The following is a 17,313-nucleotide window of genomic DNA, read 5'->3' on the forward strand; positions in this document are numbered from 1 at the left end:
CGGTCGCCCCGGGCCCGCGACGGCGGCCCGCCCACGCGGTACGGGACAGCTGCCGGTGCCGCGGAGAAAAGCGGCGTCAGCCCTCGAGCTGCTCCGAGAGCTCCAGCCAGCGCATCTCGAGCTCTGCCGCCTCGTCCTCGTAGGCGCGGAGCGAGGCGTTGAGCGCGAGGATCCCGTCGTAGTCGTCCTGGTCGTGCGTCGCCATCTTCTCGTGCACGGTCTTCGTCAGCTGCGTGAGCTTGTGCAGGCGCCGGTCGATCGCCGACAGCTCCTTCTCCGCGGTGCGGCGCTCGGCCCCCGCGAGTCCGCTCGACGCCGGCGCGCCGGAGGAGGAGCCCGACGAGGCCGCCGCGGGCGCGCCCTTCTCGAGCGCGCGGCGCAGGTCGAGGTACTGCTCGACGCCGCCGGGCAGGTGGCGGAACGCGCCGTCCATCACGGCGTACTGCTGGTCGGTGACGCGCTCGAGCAGGTACCGGTCGTGCGAGACGACGAGGAGGGTGCCCGGCCAGGAGTCGAGCAGGTCCTCGATCGCGGCGAGCATGTCGGTGTCGAGGTCGTTGGTCGGCTCGTCGAGGATCAGCACGTTGGGCTCGCTGAGCAGGATGAGCAGGAGCTGGAGCCTCCGGCGCTGACCGCCCGAGAGGTCCTTCACCGGCGTCGAGAGCTGCGCGCTCGAGAAGCCGAGCCGCTCGAGCAGCTGGCCCGGGGTCATCTCCTTGCCGCCGATGGAGTAGCTGGTGCGCTGCTCCGCGATGATCTCGCGGACGGGCCGGTGCTGGACACCGGTCAGCTCGCGCAGCTGCTGGTCGAGGATCGCGACGCGCACGGTGGTGCCGCGCTTCACCCGGCCGCTCGTCGGCTCCACGCTGCCCGCGACCAGGCCGAGGAGGGTCGACTTGCCGGCGCCGTTCACGCCGAGGATGCCGGTGCGCTCGCCGGGCGCGATCCGCCACTCGATGCGGTTGAGGACGGTCCGCTCGCCGTAGCGGACGGTGACGTCGAGCAGGTCGACGACGTCCTTGCCCAGGCGCGAGACGGCGAGCTGCGAGAGCGAGACCGAGTCGCGGACCGGGGGCTCGTCCTCGATCAGCTGGTTCGCGGCGTCGATCCGGAACTTGGGCTTGGCCGTGCGGGCGGGGGCGCCGCGCCGGAGCCAGGCGAGCTCCTTCTTCATCAGGTTCTGTCGCTTGGCCTCCATGGTCGACGCCATCCGGTCGCGCTCCACGCGCTGCAGGATGTACGCCGCGTACCCGCCCTCGAACGGCTCGACGAGGCGGTCGTGCACCTCCCAGGTGGCGGTGCAGATCTCGTCGAGGAACCACCGGTCGTGGGTGACGACCGCGAGCCCGCCCGACGACGCCGCCCAGCGGCGCTTGAGGTGCTCGGCGAGCCAGGCGATGCCCTCGACGTCGAGGTGGTTGGTGGGCTCGTCGAGGAAGACGACGTCCCAGTCGCCGACGAGCAGCTTCGCGAGGGCGACCCGGCGCCGCTGGCCGCCCGAGAGGGAGCCGACCACGCCGTCCCAGGGGACGTCGCGCAGCAGGCCGGCGATCACGTCGCGGGTGCGCGCGTCTCCGGCCCACTCGTGCTCCTGGAGCCCGCCGACGACGGCCTGGGCGACGGTGAGGTCCTCGTCGACCGTGTCGGCCTGGTCGAGCATCCCGAGCGTGACGCCGCGGCGGTGCGTGACGCGGCCGCTGTCGGGCTCGATGCGCTGCGCGAGCAGGCGCAGGAGGGTCGACTTGCCGTCGCCGTTGCGTCCGACGATCCCGATGCGGTCGCCCTCCTCGATCCCCAGGGAGACGTCGTCGAAGATCACGCGTGTGGGGTACTCGAGTCGCAGCGCCTCGGCGCCCAGCAGATGTGCCATAGGGATCCAGCCTAGGCGGTGCCGCCTGAGCGGTCCGCCGCGGGGCTGTCGCAGCACTGCCGGGTGGCGGCCCCCGGACCTCAGCCCGCGGGTGCCGGCTCCGAGACGGACACCGAGCGGCGGTGCAGACCAGTGGCACCGTCGGGAGCGGGCGGGCGCTCGACCGTGGTCTGCACCGTGCCGTCCGCGTCGGTGGCGCGCACGGTCACGACGTGGTCGCCGACCGTCGCGTCCCACTCGAGGACCCACTGGATCCACGTGTCCGCGGTGACCTGCTCGGCGAGGCGCGCCTCCTGCCAGGCGCCGCCGTCGATCTGCACCTCCACCTTCGCGATGCCGGTGTGCGGCGCCCAGGCGACTCCCGCCACGGCGACCGTCCCCGCCTCGACGGGCTGGCCCTGGCGCGGCACATCGATCCGCGACTCGATCTTGATCGGACCGCGCTCGGTCCAGCCGCGCGTCGACCAGTACGCCAGGTCCTCCGCGAAGGTCGTGACCTTCAGCTCGACGACCCACTTCGTCGCCGAGACGTAGCCGTACAGGCCGGGGACGACCATCCGGACGGGGAAGCCGTGCTCGACCGGGAGCGGCTCGCCGTTCATCCCGACGGCGAGCAGGCTCGCGCGGTCCTCGTCCTGCAGCACGTCGAGCGGGCTGGAGGCGGTGAAGCCGTCGATGCTCCGCGAGAGCACCATGTCGGCGCCGGCGGTCGGCCGGGCCCGGGCCAGCAGCTCGCGGATCGGGTAGCCCAGCCAGAGGGCGGTGCCGATCAGGTCGCCGCCGACCTCGTTGGACACGCACGACAGGGTGACCAGGTGCTCCTCGAGCGGCAGTGCGAGCAGCTCGTCCCAGGTGATCTCGATCTCCTCCTCCACCATGCCGGTGATCTTGAGCGACCAGTCGGCGGGCTCGACCGACGGCACCGAGAGCGCGGTGTCGATCCGGTAGAACGAGGCGTTGGAAGTGACGTAGGAGCTGATGCCGTCGATGTCGTCGAGCACGGCGCCGGCCGGGACGGGCGCGGCGGCCGAGGCGGGAGCCGGCAGGGACACGGCCTCGCGCACGGCGGTGACGGCGGCGGAGGCGGACGTGAGGAAGCGGGCGCCGATGCCGGCGGCGACCGCGGCGACTCCGGCGATCCCGACCAGGCGGAGGAACGACCGGCGGTCCGGGGAGTCGCTCTCGCGCTCCTCCTGCCAGCCGCGGAGGCGGACGGAGGCCGAGCGGAGCACCGCGGCACCGGCCACCATGCCCACGACGCTCGGCGCCGCGTCGATCCCGGACGCGCCCTCGCGGCTGACGGCGGCGAGCGCACCGGCGCCCGCGACGACGGCCAGCAGCAGCACGCCGAACGGCGGGCGGCGGTACTCGAGGACTCCCGCGCCGACGGCCAGCAGCGCGATCGCGAGGCCGATCGAGACCAGCAGCACGAGCTTGTCGCCGGTGCCGAAGAGCGCGATGACCGTGTCCTTCACGCCCGGGGGCACGATGTCGATGACGAAGCCGCCGACCGCGACCAGCGGACTGCCGCCCGCTCCGGTGAAGACCGCGACGACCTCGGCGGCCGCGAGGGCGACGACGGCGGCCACGATCCCGGAGAGGATCGCGAAGAGGGTGGCTCGGCGGGACATGAGCGGCACTCTAAGCCACGAGGTCGGAACTTCTCTGCGGACCGTCTGTGGAGGGCGCCGGGCGCGAGGCTCGCGAGCCCCGCTCCGGAGGCACCGCCTCCGCGACTAGGTCGAGAGCAGGCGAGCCCCGTGGACCGGGCCGGACACCCGCACGGCGCTCAGCCGCGCGGAGCTCAGCTCGCGCTGCAGGTCGGCCGCCGCATCGGCGTCCGGAGCGAGGAACGCGACGGTCGGGCCGGACCCCGAGACGAGGCCGCCGAGCGCCCCGCGGCCCTCGCCGAGCTCGAGGATGCGGGCGAGCCCGGGCTGCAGGTGCAGCGCCGGCGCCTGGAGGTCGTTGTGCATCGCGTCGGCGAGCATGGCGGCGTCGCCGGCGCGGAGGGCCTGCAGCACGTTGGGATCGATGGCGGGGGTCGCCGAGATCGGGCGGAAGTCGTGCAGGTGGCGCTCGCGGTGCCGGTCGAGCTCGCTGTAGACCTCGGGGGTCGACAGGCCCTCCTCCGAGAGGACCAGCACCCACTCGAAGCGGCCCTTGGCGAGCGCCGGGCTCAGCTCGTCGCCTCGGCCGACCCCGATCGCGGTGCCGCCGGTGAAGGAGAAGGGGACGTCGGCGCCGAGGCTCGCGGCGATGCCGAGCAGCTGCTCCCTCGTGCACGCCGTACCCCAGAGCGCGTCGCAGGCGAGCAGGGTCGCGGCCGCGTCGGCCGAGCCGCCGCCCATGCCGCCGGCGATGGGGACGTTCTTCTCGATCTCGAGGTGCACGCCGCCGCGGTAGCCGGTCGCCCGGGCGAGCGCCCGAGCCGCCTTGATCGCGAGGTTGGAGCCGTCGACGGCCAGGCGGGAGGTGTCGATCGAGCCCGAGAAGGAGACCGAGAAGTCGGCCGCCTCCTCCGCGAACACGTCCTCGTAGAGCGAGAGCGACTGGAACGCGGTGGCCAGCTCGTGGTACCCGTCGTCGCGCACGGCGCCGACCTTGAGGAACACGTTGATCTTGCCGGGCGCCCGCGCGTGGACCCGGTTCGACGTCGCGCGGTGGGCCATGCATCCACGCTACAGGGTGGCGGAGGCGCCCTCGTCCGCACCCGGGGCGGGCTCCCCGTCGCCGTCCGTGTCGTCCCCGTCGGTCTCCGCCGGCGACCCGTCGGGCACCGCCGCGCCGCGCACGGGGACCCGCGCCGGATCGAGCTCGCGGCCCAGGCGGACGAAGGCGGCGACGTCCAGCTCCTCGCCGCGCGCGGTCTGCGGGACGCCGGCCCGCTCGAGCGCGACGATCGCCGCGGCGCTGTCGCCGAAGAGGGTCGCGAGCGACTGGCGGAGCATCTTCCTCCGCTGCGCGAACGCCGCGTCGACGACCGCGAAGACGGCGCGGCGCAGGGTCTCGTCGCCCGGCTCCTCGCCGCGGTCGAACGCGACGAGCACGCTGTCGACGTTCGGCACCGGCCAGAAGATCTGACGCGAGACCGCGCCGCCCGTCGTCCAGGAGCCGAACCACGCCGCCTTGACGCTCGGGCCGCCGTAGACCTTGGAGCCGGGACCGGCGGCGAGCCGGTGCCCGACCTCGGACTGCACCATCACCACTCCGGACCGGATGCTGGCGAAGTGCTCGAGGAAGTGCAGGAGCACCGGCACCGAGATGTTGTACGGGAGGTTGGCGACGAGCCGGACCGGATCCCCCGGCAGGTCGAGCACCTTCATCGCGTCGGCGTGCACGACCGCGAGATCGGCGCCCGGCGCCATCAGCTCGACGGTGCGCGGCAGCTGCTCGGCGAGGCGCCCGTCGATCTCGACGGCCACGACCTGCGCGCCCGCCTCGAGCAGGCCGAGGGTCAACGATCCGAGGCCGGGGCCGATCTCGACGACGGTCTCCCCCGGGCGCACCCGAGCGAGCTTGACGATGCGGCGGACCGTGTTGGCGTCGTGCACGAAGTTCTGGCCGAGCTTCTTGGTCGGCGTGACGTCGAGCAAGCCGGCGAGGTCGCGGATCTCGGCCGGGCCCAGCAGGCGCGGGATCGCGGCGGCCGTCGGCTCGGCGGCGTGGCGGCCGCTCATGCGAGGGGTCCGACCGGCTCCGTCGGCTCGGAGCCGACCTCGCCGCCCCACTCGCCGTACACGGCCTCCGTGTTCGAGGCGATCGTCGCGGCCAGGTGGCCGACGTCGGTCTCGAGGGTCGCGGCCATCGAGCGCAGGGTGTGCGGGAGGAGGTAGGGCGCGTTCGGGCGGCCCCGGAAGGGCGACGGAGTGAGGTAGGGCGCGTCGGTCTCGACCAGGATGAGGTGCCGCGGGGTCGCGACGAGCGCCTCCCGCAGCGGCTCGGCGTTCTTGAACGTCACGGTGCCAGCGAAGGAGAGGTACCAGCCCTCGTCCGTGCACATCCGCGCCATCTCCGCGTCCCCGGAGAAGCAGTGGAAGACGGTGCGCTCGGGGGCGCCGACGCGGCGCAGGGTCTCGATGACCTCGCGGTGCGCGTCGCGGTCGTGGATCTGCAGCGCGAGGTCGTGCTCCTTCGCGATGCGGATGTGCTCCTCGAAGGAGCGGAACTGCGCGGCGCGGCCGCTCTCGCCGGTGCGGAAGAAGTCGAGCCCGGTCTCGCCGATGGCGCGCACCCGCGGCTGCTCCGCCAGCTCGGCGATCACGGCGAGGGCGGCGTCGAGCTCGCCGCGCTGCTCCAGCTCGGGCGCCTCGTTGGGGTGGATCGCGACGGCGGCCAGCATGCGCGGCTCGCTCGCCGCCTGCTCGGCCGACCAGCGGCTCGTCTCGACGTCCGTGCCGACCTGGACGACGCCGCGGACCCCGACGGTGGAGGCCCGGTCGAGCTGCTCGCGGTGGTCGAGCGGCTCGAGGCCGTCGGCGATCTCGAGGTGCGTGTGGTTGTCGTAGACGGGGACGACGAGCGCCTCGGGCAGCGGCGGGTACGTCAGGTCGCGGCCGGACGAGGCCTCGCGGGAGCGGACGTGCTGGCTGTCGGTCATGCGCTCCAGGCTACCGGGAGGGCTCGCGCGGACCGGAGTCCCGGGTGGACGAGGGCCGAGAGGCGGCCGCTGAGGCGCCCTGAGCGGATCGGGTCAGCACCCGATCGGATCGGGACAGCCCGCCTCCCGCGCCGCCGGGAGGCTGGAGCCATGACAGACACCGAGCTCCTCGCCCACTCCGCACCCGGCTCCCTCGCCGGGCGCCACGCCCTCGTCACCGGATCCTCGAGCGGGATCGGCGCAGCCATCGCCCGCCGGCTCGCCGGGGCCGGCGCTCACGTCCTCGTGCACGGACGCGACCCCGAGCGGGTCGGGTCCGTCGTCCGCGGCATCCGCGCCGACGGGGGCACCGCCTCCGCGCTCGTCGCCGACCTCGCGGGCACGCCGGAGGAGACCCGCGCCGTCGCCGAGCGGGCGCTGACCCTCCTCGACGGGCGGATCGACGTCCTCGTCAACAACGCCGGAGTGTTCCCGGTGGGGCCGACCGCCGACCTCAGCGACGCCGATGTCGAGTCCCTCCTCACCACGAACATCCGCGTGCCGCACCAGCTCGTCGCGGCGATCGCCCCGGCCATGGCCGAGCGCGGGAGCGGAGTGGTCGTCAACATCACCTCGTGGATGGGACGGGTGGGAACGCCGGGAACCGCGCTCTACCCCGCGACCAAGGCGGCGCTGGAGCACCTCACGCGGGCGTGGGCGGCCGAGTACGGCCCGAGCGGCGTGCGCGTCGTCGCCGTCGCGCCCGGCGCGACCCTCACGCCCGGCAACGAGCACGCCGCGGCGATCCTGGAGCAGATGACCGCGTCCGCCCCCGCCGGCCGGCCCGGACGTCCGGACGAGATCGCCCTGGCCGTGCGCTGGCTCGTCTCGGACGAGGCCTCGTACGTCCACGGCACGACGCTCGACGTCGACGGAGGCATCGTCGGCGCCCGCGTCTGACGCCGCGGTACACGCCGCTCGGAGTCCCCGCGACAGCGCCCGCCGCTCAGTGGATCTGGACGAGCGGCCCGGGGTGGAGCGCAGCGTCGGCCGCGGGGGTCGTCTCGTAGGCGCGGCGGTAGTCGCGCCCGAAGTGCGACGCGCTCGCGTAGCCGACCGCGGCCGCGGCCTGCGCGGCGGTGTCGCCCCGGACCAGGAGCAGCCTCCTGGCCTCCCCCAGGCGGAGCCGCCGCAGGTAGCCCAACGGCGACATCCCGGTCAGCTCGCGGAAGCGGCGGGTGAGCGTGGGCACGCTGGTGCCCGCCTCCGCGGCGAGCGCGCCGAGGGTCCAGCCGCGCGAGAGCGACGCGCTCATCGCCTCGACCGCACGGGAGACGGCCTCCGAGCGGACGGTGCTGGACGCGGCCAGCAGCCGGGGCGCCTGGTCCGTCTGCAGCAGCCTCAGCACGAGCTCGCGCGTGATCGCGGGGGCGAGCACCGGGATGTCGGCGGGGGCGTCGAGCAGACGGAAGAGTCGGCGCAGCGAGTCGGCCATCTCCTCCGTGACCGTGCCGATCCGCGGGGCGGGAGCCCGCGGGGCCGTCCGGGGGGCGAGCGCCGCGATCTCGGCCACCACGAGCGGGTCGAGACGCCAGTTGGCCGACAGGAAGTCGCCGCGGTCGCCGGTCTCCACGACGGCCGCCACCACCGGCAGATCGACGGGGGTGATCAGGAAGCGGCCGGCGCCCCACCGCTCGTCGGAGTCGCCGACCACCGAGCGCTTCCGGCCGGCCAGCACCAGGCTGAGGGTCGGCGGGAACCGGGTGTAGACGAGCTCGGTCGGAGCGGTCACCCGGTGCAGGCGCAGGGCGAGCGCGGCGGCGCGCTCGGGGTGCCCGACGTGGCGCCGGGTGAGCTCGGCCGCCTGCTCGAGAGCGTCGAGGACCTCGCGCGTCATCAGCGCCCCGCCGTCCCCGGAGCGGAGGACCGCTCGCACCCGGCCCCTCGCGTTCGGATCGCGGTCATCGTGCACTCCCCTGCGGATCCTCCGTCGGCGACTCCAGGCCGCGCGACTGCTCGGTCCATGGGTCGAGGCGCGGCCGTCAGGACGCGGGAGCCTCGATGCGCGGGAAGAGCGCGGCGAGCGTCCCGACGGTCGTGCCGACGGGGAGGACCCCCCACCGGCCCGCCTCGCGGATCGGCTGCGCGGTGAGGGCGCCGAGCGACTCCGTCACGCCGAGCGCCTCCCAGAGGGACGCCGTCGCGCGCGGCACGACCGGCGAGAGCAGCACGGCCAGGGCGCGGAGCCCCTCCGTCGCGGTGTAGAGCACCGTGCCGAGGCGCTCGCGCTCCTCGCGCTTGGCGAGTGCCCACGGCTCCTGCTCGGTGATGTAGCCGTTGAGCTCCTCGACGATGCTCCACACGGCGGTGATCGCGTCGTGGATCGCGAGCGCGTCGATCGACCGGTCGGCCGACGCGGCGGCCTCGGCGACGATGCGCTGCACGCGCTCCTCCGCCTCAATCGGCTCGCCCGGCGCAGGCACGACGCCGTCGTAGTAGCGGTGCAGCATCGCGACGACCCGCGAGGCGAGGTTGCCGAAGCCGTTCGCGAGCTCGGACTGGTAGCGCGCCGACAGGTCCTCCCATGAGAACGAGCCGTCCTGGCCGAAGGTGATGGCCCGGAGGAAGTAGTAGCGGAAGGCGTCGGAGCCGAAGGTGTCGGTGATCTGCTCGGGCGCGATGCCGGTGAGCTTCGACTTCGACATCTTCTCGCCGCCGACCAGCAGCCAGCCGTGGCCGAACACCTGCCGGGGGACCTCGAGGCCCGCGGCCATGAGCATGGCGGGCCAGATCACCGCGTGGAAGCGCAGGATGTCCTTGCCGACGATGTGGGTCGCGGGCCAGCGGCGCTCGAACTCCGCCTCGTCCTGGCCGTAGCCGACCGCGGTGATGTAGTTGAGCAGCGCGTCGAACCAGACGTACACCACGTGCGAGTCGTCCCACGGGACCTTCACTCCCCAGTCGAAGCTGGAGCGCGAGATCGACAGGTCGGCCAGGCCCTGGCGGACGAAGCTGACGACCTCGTTGCGCGCCGACTCGGGCTGGACGAAGTCGGGACGCTCCTCGTAGAGCGCGAGCAGCCGCTCGGTGTACTCGCTCATCTTGAAGAAGTAGTTCTTCTCCTTCAGCAGCTCGACCGGCTTCGAGTGGATCTTGCAGACGTGCTGGCCGGCGTAGTCGCCGGTGCCCTCCTCGAGGTCGGACAGCTGCTTGTACTCCTCGCAGCCCACGCAGTAGTAGCCCTCGTACTCGCCGGTGTAGATCGCGTCCTCGTCGTACAGCTTCTGCAGGAACTTCTGGACGTTGACCTCGTGCCGCGCGTCCGTGGTGCGGATGAAGTCGTCGTTGGCGATGTCGATGGTCTCGAGCAGCGGCTGCCAGGCGGTCCTCACGAGGCGGTCGGCCCACTCCTGGGGGGTCGTGCCGTTGGCGGTGGCGGTGCGGAGGATCTTCTGGCCGTGCTCGTCGGTGCCGGTCAGCAGCCAGGTGTCGTCGCCCGCCTGGCGGTGCCAGCGGGTGAGCACGTCGGCGGCGACCTCGGTGTACGCGTGCCCGATGTGCGGGACGTCGTTCACGTAGAAGATCGGGGTCGTGAGGTAGAAGGAGGCGCCGTCGGACATGGCGACCATCCTATTCACCGCGCGGCACCGCTCCCGGCGTGTGACGGAGGCCGTGGACGACCGGCCGCGGGCGCCGTCTGGGAGGGAGCTCTCAGCCGCGGCGGGAGGCGAGCGCCGCCTCGTAGAGAGCGCGGCGCGAGAGCCCCGTGATCTCGGCGACCTCGGCCGACGCCTCCTTGAGCCGCGATCCGGCCTCGACGCGGGCCAGCACGTCGGCCAGCGCGTCCTCGAGCGACGCCTCCCTCGCGGGGGCTCCCTCGACGACCAGGCAGATCTCGCCGCGCAGGCCGTCGGCCGCCCACTCGGCCAGCTCGGCCGCCGTGCCGCGCCGGACCTCCTCGAACATCTTGGTGAGCTCGCGGCAGACGACGACGCGCCGCTCCGGGCCCATCGCCTCGACCAGGTCGGCGAGCGCGTCGCCGATCCGGTGCGGGGACTCGAAGAAGACCATGGTGCGCCGCTCGTCGACGAGCGCCCGGAAGGTCGAGACCCGCTCGCCGTGCCGGCGGGGCAGGAACCCCTCGAAGCTGAAGCGGTCCGTCGGGAGCCCGGACACGGCGAGCGCCATGAGCACCGCCGAGGGACCGGGCAGCGCGGTGACCGCGACTCCCGCCGCCACCGCCGCCTCGACCAGGTGGTAGCCCGGGTCCGAGACCGTGGGCATGCCCGCGTCGCTCAGCACGAGCAGGTCCTCCTCGCGGGCCAGCTCCACCAGCTCGGCGGCGCGCTCGCGCTCGTTGTGGTCGTGCAGGGCGTAGAGGGCGGGCCGGTTCTCGACGCCCAGGGCGCGCATCAGCTGGATGGTCACGCGCGTGTCCTCGGCGGCGACGTGGCGGGCGGAGCCCAGCGCCTCCACGAGCCGGCGGGAGGCGTCGCCGAGGTTTCCGATGGGAGTGCCGGCGAGGATGATCATGCCGCCAGTCTCCCAGGCCGGGTCCGGGGCCTCCCGCCGCGGATCGCCGCCGTCCCGGGAGGAGGCGCCCCGTTAGCATGGCCGGGTGACGGACCGACCGCAGCGCGACTTCGACGACCTGCTCCTGGACGCGGCGGGATCGGCGCGCTCGGTCCCGGTGGAGCCCGCCGAGGCGTCCGCACCGCGGGAGCGCACCCCGCTCCCGGACGTGCCGCGCGGCTCCTGGTTCGACGACCTGCACGCCCGGCTCGTCGCCTCCCCCGCGCGCCGCCGGCTGTACGAGCTCGGACTGCCGCTGCTGGTGGTCGCCCTGGCCGCGGTGCTGCGGCTGTGGAACCTCGGCCACCCGCGCTCGCTCGTGTTCGACGAGACCTTCTACGTGAAGGACGCCTGGACCCTCTGGAACCTCGGGTTCGAGGGCGCCTGGCCCGAGAACCCGGACCCCGGCTTCGCGGCCGGCGACGTGGACACCTTCACGGGGGCGCCGTCCTTCGTGGTGCATCCGCCGCTGGGCAAGTGGATCATCGGGCTCGGGATGGGCGTGTTCGGCGCGGACGACAGCGTCGGCTGGCGCGTCGCGACCGCCGTCGTGGGGATCCTCGCCGTCGCGCTGGTGATCGTGATCGGCCGCCTCCTGTTCCGCTCCACCCTCCTCTCCTCCTTCGCGGGGCTGATGCTCGCGCTCGACGGCCACGCGATCGTGATGTCGCGGGTGTCGCTCCTGGACGGGATCCTGATGTTCGTCGCGCTCTGCGGGGTCGCGGGGGTGCTGCTGGACCGGCGCTGGGCCGAGCTGCAGCTGGCGCGGAAGGTGGCGGCGGGAGCGCTGCCGAGCTGGGGGCCGGTCCTGTGGTGGCGGCCCTGGCTGCTCGCGGCCGGCGTGCTCTTCGGCCTGGCCGCGGGCGTGAAGTGGACGGGCGTCTACTTCCTCGCGGCGTACGGCGTGTACGCGGTGGTCGTCGACGCGCTGATGCGGCGCCGCGCGGGCGTGCCGTTCTGGGGCAGCGGCGCGATCCTCAAGCAGGGTCCGGTCACCTTCCTCCTGGTCGTGCCGATCGCCCTGATCGCCTACCTCGTCACCTGGACGGGCTGGCTGCGCACCTCCGGCGGATGGGCCCGGCAGTGGGCGTCGGAGGCCCCCGGCAACGCCTGGACCGGGGCTCTGGCGTGGGTGCCGGACTGGGCGCAGAGCCTCTGGCACTACCACGTGCAGATGTACGACTACTCGATCAACCTGCGGGCCTCGCACCCCTACGAGGCGAACCCGCTCACCTGGCTGCTCATGCTCCGACCGACCAGCATGTACTTCGTCGACCAGGCGACGGGCGTCGACGGCTGCACCGCCGCACGCTGCGACGAGGCGATCACCTCGGTCGCCAATCCGCTCATCTGGTACGCCGGAGTCCTGGCGCTGGTGTACCTCCTCTACCGGCTCGCGCGGTACCGGGAGTGGCGCGCCGGCTTCGTGCTGATGGGGATCGTCGCGGGCTACCTGCCGTGGCTGCTCTACCTCGACCGCACGGTGTTCCAGTTCTACTGCGTCGTCTTCGAGCCCTACATGATGCTGGCGCTGGCGCTGACGGCCGGGATCGTGATCGGGAGTCCGGGCGACGAGCGGAGGCGGCGCACCCGGGGCGTCCTCGTGGTGCTCGTCTTCGCGGTGGCGGCGGCCGCGCTGACGGCCTACTTCCTGCCGCTCTGGATCGGCGCGCAGACGTCCTTCACCTTCTGGCAGGCCCACATGTGGCTGCCCTCGTGGGTATGATCCGGCGGCTGGGCCCGGGAGTCGCGGCCTGCGCCGTCGCGGCGGTGATCGCGGCCCTGCTGCACGCGACGGTGCCGGCAGTGCCGATGCTGACCGCGGCGGTCGCGCTCGGGATCCTCGTGGCGCAGCTGCCCGCGGCGCGCCCCCTGCTGAGCGGGGCGCTGGCGCCGGGCCTGAAGTTCTCGTCCCGCTCGCTGATGCGCGCCGGCATCGTCCTGCTCGGGCTGAAGCTCTCTCTGATCGACATCGCTGCGCTGGGCTGGGGCGCGATCCTGGTCGTCGTCGGGATCGTCCTGGCCACCTTCGGCCTGACCTGGGCGCTGGGCCGGGCGCTCCGGCTGCCCGGGCAGGAGCCGCTGCTGCTCGCGGCGGGCTTCTCGATCTGCGGGGCCTCGGCGATCGGCGCGATGGCCGGAGCGACCCGGGCGAAGGAGCAGGAGCAGGCGACGCCGGTCGCGCTGGTGACGCTCTGCGGCACGCTCGCGATCGCAGTGCTCCCCGCCCTGCAGCAGCCGCTCGGGCTCTCCGACGTGCAGTTCGGGCACTGGGTCGGCGCCTCGGTCCACGACGTGGGCCAGGTCGTGGCGACGGCCCAGGTGGCCGGAGCGTCGGCGCTGGCCGTGGCGGTCGTGGTGAAGCTCACCCGAGTGGTCATGCTGGCGCCGATGGTCGCGGTGGCGGCGGCGGTCACGAGGCGCCGAGGCGGGACCGGCGGGACGCGCCCGGCGATCGTGCCGCTGTTCGTGGTCGGGTTCCTCGCCGCGGTGCTGCTGCGCACGCTCCTCCCCCTGCCGGAGGGACTGCTCGCCGCCGCCGACACCGCGCAGACCTGGCTCCTCGCCGCGGCCCTCTTCGCGCTCGGCAGCGCCGTCCGGGTGCGCGCGCTCGTGACGACGGGGTGGCGTGCTCTCCTCGTCGCCCTGGTGTCGTGGGCGGCGATCGCGGCGATGGGACTGGCCGCGGTGCAGCTGGCGCTCTGATCGGCGCTCCGATCCGCTCGACCGCTCTGTCGCGCACGGTCGCTCTGCACTGCGGGGCCGCTCTGTTACGCGATGCGTCGCTCCGGCGCGGCGGTGTCGGCGGCTCCCGCTAGCGTCGATCGCATGGCAGATCGTGAGTACGGCTTCAAGACGCGTGCGATCCACGCGGGCAACATCCCCGACGCGGTGACGGGTGCCCGCGCTCTGCCGATCTACCAGACCAGCGCCTTCGTCTTCGACGACACCTCCGACGCCGCGGCCCGCTTCGCGCTGCAGAAGTACGGCAACGTCTACTCGCGCCTGTCGAACCCCACGGTCGCCTCCTTCGAGGAGCGCGTCGCGAGCCTCGAGGGCGGCCTCGGCGCCGTCGCCACGGCCTCCGGGCTCTCGGCGCAGTTCATCACCTTCGCGGCGCTCGTCGGCGCGGGCGACCACGTGGTGTCCTCCGCCAACCTCTACGGCGGATCGATCACCCAGCTCGACGTCACGCTCCGCCGATTCGGAGTGGACACCACCTTCGTCCGCTCGAGCGACCCGGCCGACTACGCGGCGGCGATCACCGAGAAGACCAAGGTGCTCTACGCCGAGACGATCGCGAACCCCTCCGGCGAGATCGCCGACATCGAGGGCCTCGCCGCGGTCGCGCACGCCGCCGGCATCCCGCTGATCATCGACTCCACGGTCGCCACGCCCTACCTCGTCCGCCCGATCGAGTGGGGCGCCGACATCGTCATCCACTCGGCCACCAAGTTCCTCGGCGGACACGGCACCACGCTCGGCGGCGTCGTCGTCGAGTCGGGGCGCTTCCACTACTCCCCCGAGAAGTTCCCGCTGCTGCACGACCCGGTCGCCTCCTACGGAGACCTGTCGTGGGACGGCAACTTCGGGGAGTACGGCTTCCTCACGCGCCTGCGCGCGGAGCAGCTGCGCGACATCGGGCCGGTCCTCGCTCCGCACTCCGCGTTCCTGCTCGCCCAGGGCGTCGAGACGCTGCCGTACCGGATCCAGGCGCACGTCGACAACGCGCGCCGCGTCGCCGAGTGGCTCGACGCCGACCCCCGCATCGAGGCGGTCTACTGGGCCGGGCTCCCCGCGCACCCGCACCACGACCGCGCGCAGAAGTACCTGCCGAAGGGACCGGGCTCGGTCTTCAGCTTCGTGGTCAAGGGCGGCCGCGCCGTCGGCCAGACCTTCATCGAGTCGGTCGACCTCGCCAGCCACCTCGCCAATATCGGCGACGCCAAGACGCTGGTGATCCACCCCGCCTCGACCACCCACGCCCAGCTCACCGAGGACCAGCTCCTCCACGCGGGCGTCCTCCCCGGACTCGTCCGCCTCTCCGTCGGCATCGAGGACGCGGACGACATCATCTACGATCTCGACCAGGCGCTCGCCCGCGCGGTCGAGGAGCACGGCACCCCCGACGCTCCGACCGAGCTCCCCGAGGACACGACCACCACCCTGCACACCCCGGCCGTGGAGGTCTGAGCATGAGCACCACCGACACCGCCGACACGGTCGTCCAGCTGTCCAACGGGCTGAGCTGCTCGGTCCCGGCGAACTCGCCGCTGGCGAGGATGCTGCGCTCGCAGCGCACCTGGGTGGGCCCCGACGCCCGCAGGCGACTCGACATCCTCCGCCGCGCGAGGACCGTGGCGATCGTCGGCGCCTCGCCGAACCCGGCCCGCTCCTCCTACTTCGTCGCCACCTACCTGCAGCAGTCGAGCGACTACGAGCTCTACTTCGTGAACCCGAACGCCACCGAGATCCTGGGGCAGCCGGTCTACCGCAGTCTCGCCGAGCTCCCGGTCGTGCCCGACATCGTCGACGTGTTCCGCAAGGCGAGCGACATCCCCGCCGTGATCGACGACGTCCTCGCCGTCGGCGCGCCCACGGTCTGGGTGCAGCTGGGGATCTGGAACCAGGAGGCGGCCGAGTACGGCGAGTCGAAGGGCCTGACCGTCGTGATGGATCGCTGCATCAAGGTCGAGCACGCCCGCTTCCACGGCGGCCTGCACCTGCTCGGCTTCGACACCGGCCAGATCTCGGCGCGCAAGACGCTGCGCTGACCCGCCGCAGACCCTCGTCGACGCCGGATCTCCGTGGCTCCTCGTCGCGGGCGCGGCTCGGGCGGCGCACTCCGCCGGCCCCGGCGTAGTCTCGGTGGATGAGCGCCTACGTCTCCGTCCTCGACCTGTTCAGCGTGGGGATCGGCCCGTCCAGCTCGCACACCGTCGGACCGATGCGCGCCGCCCTCGCCCTCGCCGAGCGGATCCGCGACGCCGGGCTCCTCGGCCGCGTGAGCCGGGTGGGATGCACCCTCTACGGCTCGCTCGGCTCCACCGGGATCGGCCACGGCACCCCCGACGCAGTGGTCGCCGGTCTCGCCGGCCTGGACCCCGAGACGTGCGACCCGGCGCTGGTGCGCGGGGCCTGGCAGCGCCTCGACGCGGAGGGGACGATCCTGCTGGCCGGCGAGCAGCGCCTCGCGATGACGCGCGACGACGTCGTCTTCGAGCCGCGCACGAGGCTGCCGGAGCACCCGAACGCCCTCACCTTCAGCGTCTGGGTCGGCGACGACGCGCTGCCGGTGTGGGAGGAGACCTACTACTCGATCGGCGGCGGCTTCATCCGGCGCGCGGGCGAGCGCGCCGAGCTGGCTGCGCTGGCCCCGCACCCCTACCCCTTCGTCTCCGGGCTCGACCTGCTGGCGACCTGCGATCGGACCCGCTCCGGCATCGCCGAGATCGCCGCCGCGAACGAGCGCGCTCTGCACCCCGGGGTCGACATCGACGCCCGCCTCGACGCGATCTGGGACGCCATGGCCGCCTGCGTCGAGCACGGCCTGGCGACCGACGGCGTGCTGCCGGGCGGCCTGGGCGTCCGCCGCCGCGCCTCGGTGCTCCGCGAGCGGCTCGAGGCCTTCGAGGAGGATCCGCTCGACCGCGCCCGCGCGACCTCGGTGGAGTGGCTCCACGCCTTCGCCCTCGCGGTGAACGAGGAGAACGCCGCAGGCGGGCGCGTCGTGACGGCTCCGACGAACGGAGCGGCGGGCATCATCCCCGCCGTCGGGCACTACTACCTCCGCTTCGTCCCGGGCGCCGATCGCGCGGGACTGCGCCGCTTCCTCCTCACCGCCACCGCGATCGGCTCGCTCTGCAAGACGAACGCCTCGATCTCCGGTGCGGAGGCGGGCTGCCAGGGCGAGGTCGGCTCGGCCTGCGCGATGGCCGCCGGAGCGCTCTGCGCGGTGCTCGGCGGCACTCCGCGCCAGGTCGAGAACGCGGCCGAGATCGCGATGGAGCACCACCTCGGACTGACCTGCGACCCGGTCGGCGGGCTCGTGCAGATCCCCTGCATCGAGCGGAACGCGATCGCCTCCTCCACCGCGGTGAGCGCGGCCCGCCTCGCGCTGCACGGCGACGGCGACCACCGCGTCTCGCTCGACGCGGTCATCGAGACGATGCGCCAGACCGGCATCGACATGTCGTCGAAGTACAAGGAGACGAGCGAGGGCGGCCTCGCGGTCAACGTCATCGAGTGCTGAGCGCCCGGCGGCGTCCGTGACCGTGCGTGACGCACGGGG

At 73.4% G+C, this 17,313-nt stretch carries 14 protein-coding genes; 6 read left to right on the forward strand and 8 right to left on the reverse strand.

Annotated features, from left to right (window positions below):
* Positions 1 to 76 precede the first annotated feature (76 nt).
* The 5 genes from C5C29_RS05585 to C5C29_RS05605 all read right to left on the reverse strand — a co-directional run bounded on the left by C5C29_RS05585 (position 77) and on the right by C5C29_RS05605 (position 6,470).
* On the reverse strand, positions 77 to 1,870 hold the full coding sequence (locus tag C5C29_RS05585) for an ABC-F family ATP-binding cassette domain-containing protein (protein ID WP_104308087.1): 1,794 nt from the start codon (positions 1,868 to 1,870) through the stop codon (positions 77 to 79).
* 80 nt (positions 1,871 to 1,950) lie between these two features.
* Positions 1,951 to 3,501 (reverse strand): molybdopterin-dependent oxidoreductase, encoded by a 1,551-nt coding sequence (locus C5C29_RS05590; RefSeq protein WP_104308088.1) that lies wholly within the window; start codon positions 3,499 to 3,501, stop codon positions 1,951 to 1,953.
* Between the two features lie 105 nt (positions 3,502 to 3,606).
* A complete protein-coding gene (locus tag C5C29_RS05595) occupies positions 3,607 to 4,542 on the reverse strand; it encodes a 4-(cytidine 5'-diphospho)-2-C-methyl-D-erythritol kinase (RefSeq protein WP_104222334.1) in 936 nt (311 codons plus the stop codon).
* A 9-nt stretch (positions 4,543 to 4,551) separates the two neighbouring features.
* Positions 4,552 to 5,550: a 16S rRNA (adenine(1518)-N(6)/adenine(1519)-N(6))-dimethyltransferase RsmA gene (rsmA, locus tag C5C29_RS05600; RefSeq protein ID WP_181065522.1), complete on the reverse strand. Its 999-nt coding sequence runs from the start codon at positions 5,548 to 5,550 to the stop codon at positions 4,552 to 4,554.
* A complete protein-coding gene (locus tag C5C29_RS05605) occupies positions 5,547 to 6,470 on the reverse strand; it encodes a TatD family hydrolase (protein ID WP_104222332.1) in 924 nt (307 codons plus the stop codon). Before C5C29_RS05605 ends, rsmA begins: the two co-directional genes overlap by 4 nt.
* Before the next feature lie 150 nt (positions 6,471 to 6,620).
* Between C5C29_RS05605 and C5C29_RS05610 the strand changes: the two genes are divergently transcribed.
* On the forward strand, positions 6,621 to 7,409 hold the full coding sequence (locus C5C29_RS05610) for an SDR family NAD(P)-dependent oxidoreductase (protein ID WP_104222330.1): 789 nt from the start codon (positions 6,621 to 6,623) through the stop codon (positions 7,407 to 7,409).
* Between the two features lie 46 nt (positions 7,410 to 7,455).
* Here C5C29_RS05610 and C5C29_RS05615 read toward each other — a convergent pair whose 3' ends face one another.
* From C5C29_RS05615 to rsmI, 3 genes are all read right to left on the reverse strand, one after another.
* Positions 7,456 to 8,421: an AraC family transcriptional regulator gene (locus C5C29_RS05615; protein ID WP_258059474.1), complete on the reverse strand. Its 966-nt coding sequence runs from the start codon at positions 8,419 to 8,421 to the stop codon at positions 7,456 to 7,458.
* A gap of 70 nt (positions 8,422 to 8,491) precedes the next feature.
* Entirely contained in the window at positions 8,492 to 10,069 is a 1,578-nt protein-coding gene (gene metG, locus C5C29_RS05620; protein WP_104308089.1) for a methionine--tRNA ligase, read from the reverse strand.
* Positions 10,070 to 10,160: 91 nt separating this feature from the next.
* The gene (gene rsmI / locus C5C29_RS05625) at positions 10,161 to 10,982 is read right to left on the reverse strand and encodes a 16S rRNA (cytidine(1402)-2'-O)-methyltransferase (RefSeq protein WP_104226923.1); all 822 of its coding nucleotides are present in this window, start codon (positions 10,980 to 10,982) and stop codon (positions 10,161 to 10,163) included.
* A gap of 85 nt (positions 10,983 to 11,067) precedes the next feature.
* Between rsmI and C5C29_RS05630 the strand changes: the two genes are divergently transcribed.
* From C5C29_RS05630 to C5C29_RS05650, 5 genes are all read left to right on the forward strand, one after another.
* Positions 11,068 to 12,747 (forward strand): dolichyl-phosphate-mannose--protein mannosyltransferase, encoded by a 1,680-nt coding sequence (locus C5C29_RS05630; protein ID WP_258069464.1) that lies wholly within the window; start codon positions 11,068 to 11,070, stop codon positions 12,745 to 12,747.
* Positions 12,744 to 13,727 carry a YeiH family protein gene (locus tag C5C29_RS05635; protein WP_104226922.1) on the forward strand — a complete coding sequence of 328 codons (984 nt, stop codon included), beginning with the start codon at positions 12,744 to 12,746 and terminating at the stop codon, positions 13,725 to 13,727. Before C5C29_RS05630 ends, C5C29_RS05635 begins: the two co-directional genes overlap by 4 nt.
* 123 nt (positions 13,728 to 13,850) lie before the next feature.
* A complete protein-coding gene (locus C5C29_RS05640; RefSeq protein WP_104226921.1) occupies positions 13,851 to 15,215 on the forward strand; it encodes an O-acetylhomoserine aminocarboxypropyltransferase/cysteine synthase family protein in 1,365 nt (454 codons plus the stop codon).
* A 2-nt stretch (positions 15,216 to 15,217) separates the two neighbouring features.
* Positions 15,218 to 15,796 (forward strand): CoA-binding protein, encoded by a 579-nt coding sequence (locus C5C29_RS05645; RefSeq protein ID WP_104222320.1) that lies wholly within the window; start codon positions 15,218 to 15,220, stop codon positions 15,794 to 15,796.
* A 98-nt stretch (positions 15,797 to 15,894) separates the two neighbouring features.
* Positions 15,895 to 17,274: an L-serine ammonia-lyase gene (locus C5C29_RS05650; RefSeq protein ID WP_104222318.1), complete on the forward strand. Its 1,380-nt coding sequence runs from the start codon at positions 15,895 to 15,897 to the stop codon at positions 17,272 to 17,274.
* Positions 17,275 to 17,313 lie beyond the last annotated feature (39 nt).

Origin of the sequence: Rathayibacter sp. AY1H2 (assembly GCF_002931985.1) — a bacterium.
In the GTDB taxonomy this organism is placed as follows: Bacteria; Actinomycetota; Actinomycetes; order Actinomycetales; family Microbacteriaceae; genus Rathayibacter.

Bases quoted from the DNA above. Each gene is read 5' to 3' on its own strand.
- C5C29_RS05585 (WP_104308087.1), bottom strand. From the start codon at position 1,870: ATGGCACATCTGCTGGGCGCCGAGGCGCTGCGACTCGAGTACCCCACA.
- C5C29_RS05590 (WP_104308088.1), bottom strand. From the start codon at position 3,501: ATGTCCCGCCGAGCCACCCTCTTCGCGATCCTCTCCGGGATCGTGGCC.
- C5C29_RS05595 (WP_104222334.1), bottom strand. From the start codon at position 4,542: ATGGCCCACCGCGCGACGTCGAACCGGGTCCACGCGCGGGCGCCCGGC.
- rsmA (WP_181065522.1), bottom strand. From the start codon at position 5,550: ATGAGCGGCCGCCACGCCGCCGAGCCGACGGCCGCCGCGATCCCGCGC.
- C5C29_RS05605 (WP_104222332.1), bottom strand. From the start codon at position 6,470: ATGACCGACAGCCAGCACGTCCGCTCCCGCGAGGCCTCGTCCGGCCGC.
- C5C29_RS05610 (WP_104222330.1), top strand. From the start codon at position 6,621: ATGACAGACACCGAGCTCCTCGCCCACTCCGCACCCGGCTCCCTCGCC.
- metG (WP_104308089.1), bottom strand. From the start codon at position 10,069: ATGTCCGACGGCGCCTCCTTCTACCTCACGACCCCGATCTTCTACGTG.
- rsmI (WP_104226923.1), bottom strand. From the start codon at position 10,982: ATGATCATCCTCGCCGGCACTCCCATCGGAAACCTCGGCGACGCCTCC.
- C5C29_RS05635 (WP_104226922.1), top strand. From the start codon at position 12,744: ATGATCCGGCGGCTGGGCCCGGGAGTCGCGGCCTGCGCCGTCGCGGCG.
- C5C29_RS05640 (WP_104226921.1), top strand. From the start codon at position 13,851: ATGGCAGATCGTGAGTACGGCTTCAAGACGCGTGCGATCCACGCGGGC.
- C5C29_RS05645 (WP_104222320.1), top strand. From the start codon at position 15,218: ATGAGCACCACCGACACCGCCGACACGGTCGTCCAGCTGTCCAACGGG.
- C5C29_RS05650 (WP_104222318.1), top strand. From the start codon at position 15,895: ATGAGCGCCTACGTCTCCGTCCTCGACCTGTTCAGCGTGGGGATCGGC.